Origin of the sequence: Curtobacterium sp. MCPF17_046 (assembly GCF_003224295.1) — a bacterium.
Lineage (GTDB): Bacteria > Actinomycetota > Actinomycetes > Actinomycetales > Microbacteriaceae > Curtobacterium.
Window position 1 is genome coordinate 1 of record NZ_QKLB01000029.1, and the last position, 4,111, is coordinate 4,111.

General features: G+C 74.0%; 3 protein-coding genes. 2 read left to right on the forward strand and 1 reads right to left on the reverse strand.

The features are described from left to right. Positions 1-876, reverse strand: an 876-nt coding sequence (locus tag DEJ32_RS15890) for a UbiA family prenyltransferase (RefSeq protein WP_110901990.1), incomplete at its 3' end; no start/stop codon positions are given. A 62-nt stretch (positions 877-938) separates the two neighbouring features. Between DEJ32_RS15890 and DEJ32_RS15895 the strand changes: the two genes are divergently transcribed. Then, positions 939-2,135: a glycosyltransferase gene (locus tag DEJ32_RS15895; protein ID WP_110901991.1), complete on the forward strand. Its 1,197-nt coding sequence runs from the start codon at positions 939-941 to the stop codon at positions 2,133-2,135. 121 nt (positions 2,136-2,256) lie between these two features. After that, the coding region (locus DEJ32_RS15900) for a cellulose binding domain-containing protein (RefSeq protein ID WP_110901992.1) at positions 2,257-4,111 on the forward strand (1,855 nt) is incomplete at its 3' end.

Genomic DNA, 4,111 nt, shown 5'->3' on the forward strand with positions numbered 1-4,111 from the left:
GATCCAGACCATGAGCAGTACGCCGGCGAACGACCCGGCGATGTACGGGAAGGCGACCGACAGACGGTAGAGGCGGTGCCCGGTCTCCGGTGTCGGGTCCCGGAACAGGCGCACCACGAGGATGCCGGCGATCAGGAGGTTGACGGCGGCCACCGGCATGCTCACCACGGCGAACAGCGCCGTCGAGACGATCCACCAGGCCCCGCTCCAGAGAGCCGTCCCGCGCGCACCGAGCCGCACTGCGGTGGTGGCGATGCCCGCGTCACGGTCCTCGACGATGTCCTGGACCGCATCGAAGGCGTGCTTCGCCACGCTCCAGGCCATCAGACCGATGGCCGCGGGCCAGACCGGCGTCACCGCGAGGGCCGCGGGCACGATGACCAGTGGCAGTGCGTAGGCGGCGTTGCTCAGCGAGTCGAGGAACGGCCGCGCCTTGAAGCGCAGCGGCGGCGCCGAGTAGAAGACGAACACGCCGACGTAGAGCAGGATCGCCGCGTTCGCGAGGAGCGGCAGCGTCAGGAGGAAGCCGACGAGGAACGGGACGTTGACGACCGCGACCGCCCAGGCGATGAGCCGCACCTCGGACTGTCGGATCCTGGCACCCTCGATGGAGCCCTTGCGGGGGTTGGCCGCGTCCGTGTCCTGGTCGTAGATGTCGTTGACGCCGTAGATGAGCAGGTTGAACGGCAGGGTGAGCCACAGGATGACCGGTAGTGCCCGCACGTCGAACAGCGCACCGGTGAGCCACACGGCGACGAGCCCGGAGCCGATGGTGTTGATCCAGAGCACCGGGCGCGAGATGTGGACCAGTCGGCGCACGGCCACGCCGATCTCCGACGGTGCTGTGTGCGACACCCGCTCACTGCCGTCAGTCACGGGACCGAGCGTACCCGGCCCGCCTCGACCTCGGTCAGCGGCGTCCCGGCCAGACTGGGTGGATGCGCATGATGCTGCTGACCGCCGGCACCCGGGGCGACGTGGAGCCGTTCGCAGCCCTGGCGCGACTCGCCACGTCCCGCGGTCACGAGGTCCGGCTCGCCCTGCCCGACGACGCGCCCGCGCCCGAGGGGGTGGAGACCGTGGCCCTCGGCCTGGACGTGCAGCGGGTGCTCCGCCCGGCTGGTCGGACGCCCTGGGCTCTCGCGCACCACCTGCGTGCGGAGGTGCGGCCCGCGATGCGTCGGATGTTCGCGGCCGCGGTGCGGGAGACGGTCGCGTTCGGCCCCGACGTGGTGGTGCACCACCCGCTCGTCCTCAGCGCGCCGATGGTGGCGGACTCGCTCGCCGTGCCCCGCGTGCTGGTGGAGTTCGCGCCGGTGGCGACCCCGAGTGAGCGCTTCCCCGCCGCCGGTGGACCGACGGCCACGCGCGACCTCGGCGCTCACAACCGGTCCACCTACGCCGTACCGCGCACCGTCGCACGGTTCTTCGACGCCGACGTGGCGCGCGCCGCTGCCGAGCTGCCGGACGGTCGTCGTCCCGCCCGACGGTCGCCGTCACGCGCGACCCTCATGGCCGTGAGCCCGGAGTTGCTGCCGCGGCCCGACGACTGGCCGGAACGGGTGCACCAGACGGGGGCCTGGTACGACGAGGTCGGGACCGCGAGCCCGGACCGCGTCGTCAGCGACTTCCTGGCGGGCGGCCCCTACGTCGTCGCCTCGTTCGGCTCGATGGCGAGGGGGGATGCGGCTGCTCGGGGAGGCGCGGTCGTCTCGGCGGCCCGCGCCCACGGGCTGCGGGTGCTGCTCGTCACCGGGTGGGGTGGACTGGCGCTGCCTCCCGAGTGCCACGGCCCGGACGTGCTGGCGGTGCGGTCGGCACCGTTCGACGCCGTGCTGCCGGGCGCGTCGCTCGCCGTGCACCACGGCGGAGCGGGCACCTCGCACGCCGTCGCCCGAGCTGGCGTCCCCGCCGTCGTCGTCCCCGTCACCGCCGACCAGCCGTTCTGGGCTGCCCAGCTGCATCGACAGGGGATGGCCGCCGCTCCGATCCCACTGCGCCGCCTGTCCGCGAGCACCCTCGTGCCGGCGATGCGCGACGCCTCGTCCCGCCGGGAGCGTGCGACCGACGTGGGCCGGATCATGCGGCGGGAGCACGGGGTGCAGCGGGCGCTCGACGTGCTCGAGTCGCTCTGACACCCCGGTTCCGGTGGAGGACCGTCCCCGACACTGACGAGCCGCGACGAGCCGCCGATACCCCCGGGTGAGGACGTCGGCCCGCAGGGGGACCGACACGCTCCGACGGAAGGCGACCGCGATGCGTCTGCGCTCAGGGTTCCGGAAGGTGCTGCCCGCAGCGCTCCTCCTCGCGGTGGTGAGCACGGCGGTCGTCGCCGTGCCCGGTGTGACGTCGGCTGCCGCCGGCACCGCCGCCCGGGTGGACGTCACGTGGGAGAACACGTCGAGCTGGCGTACCGGCTTCCGCTCCGCGGTCACGGTCGCGAACGGCGGCTCCACGAAGCTGCGCGGGTGGCGTGTCCTGCTGTCGTACGAGTCGAAGGCCGTGGTGATCCGCGACGCCCGCAAGGTCGCGAGCACGAGCCGGTCGTTCACCGTCGCCGGTCCCACCCGACGCGTCGACCTCGCCGCGGGTGGTCGGGCGACGTTCCGGGTCGACTCGCGCAAGGTGTCCGGTGCGAAGCGCGTCCCCACGGCGTGCACCGTCGTCGGGGCGTCGGTGCCCTGCTCGGTGAACGGCGGTCCCGCGACACCCGGCACGGGAGGCCCGACCCCGGTGCCGACGGCGGCACCGGTCCCGACGCCCTCGACGACTCCGGCGCCGACCGCGGGACCGCCCGCCGGGGGCACGGACGGCTCCGTCGTCATCGGCTGGCGCACCGTCAACGCGTGGCCGTCCGGCTCCCAGTCCTCGGTGACCGTCACGAACCGGTCGTCCGTCCGCCTCGACCCCTGGCAGGTGCGGTTCGTGTACGCCGCGCGCGTCGCCGAGATCTGGGACGCCACCGCGACGACCACGAGCGACGGCTTCACCGCGACCGCTCCGGCCTGGGCCAGGGGCCTCGACCCGAGCGCCGCGACGTCCTTCGGGTTGACCTCGATCTCGACCCCCGGCGGGGGCCGGGTGCCGACGGGCTGCAGCATCGTGGGACTCCCCGCGGGCCGGGACGTCGCCTGCACGGTCGAGAGCGAGTCCGACCCGACTTCAGGGCCCGGGTCCGCGCCGACCCCGACACCGACCCTGACACCGACACCGACACCGACACCGAGCCCGACCGCACCGGCACCGTCCCCGACGCAGGTCCCGGTCCCGACCCCGGTGGCGCCGGCTCCCGTGCCGCTCCCCGCGCCGCACGTCGGTGACACGCTGGTCGCACCGTACGTCGACATGGGCCTCTGGCCGACCGCCGATCTCCGGAGCTCCGCGGCCGCGACCGGCGTCCGCGCGTTCACGCTCGCCTTCATCGTCTCGGACGACGGCGGCAGCCCCTGCACACCCGCATGGGCCGGCTTCGACGCCTACCGGATCGGCGGCCCGCAGGACTTCGCGGGGAACATCGCCGCGTTCCAGCAGACCGGCGGTCGGGTGGTCGTGTCGTTCGGCGGCGCGGTCAACGAGGAGCTCGCGCTGCGGTGCACGGACCCGGCGGAGCTGCAGGCGGCCTACCAGCAGGTGGTCGACCGGTTCGGCGTCGACCGCATCGACCTGGACATCGAGGGCGCTGCGCTGTCCGACACGGCTGCGAACGAGCGTCGCGCCGTGGCGGTCGCCGGTGTCGTCCGGGCCCAGGCGGCGAAGGGCCGCAGTCTCGAGGTGTCGCTGACCCTCCCCGTGATGCCGACCGGACTCACCCGCGAGGGCCTCGCCGCGGTCGCCGAGCTGTCGGCTGCGGGCGTCCGGATCGCGGCGGTGAACGTCATGGCGATGGACTACGGCACCGGTCCGCAGCGCATGGCGACGGCGGCGCAGGACGCTGCGACGTCGACCGCCGCGCAGCTCGCCTCGGTGCCCAGGTACGCCGGGTGGACGGCCCAGGAGCGGCTGTCGGCGATCGGCATCACCCCGATGATCGGCCGCAACGACACCGGGGAGGTGTTCACACGGACGGACGCCGAGGACCTCGCCCGCTGGTCCGTCGCGCACGGGATCGAGG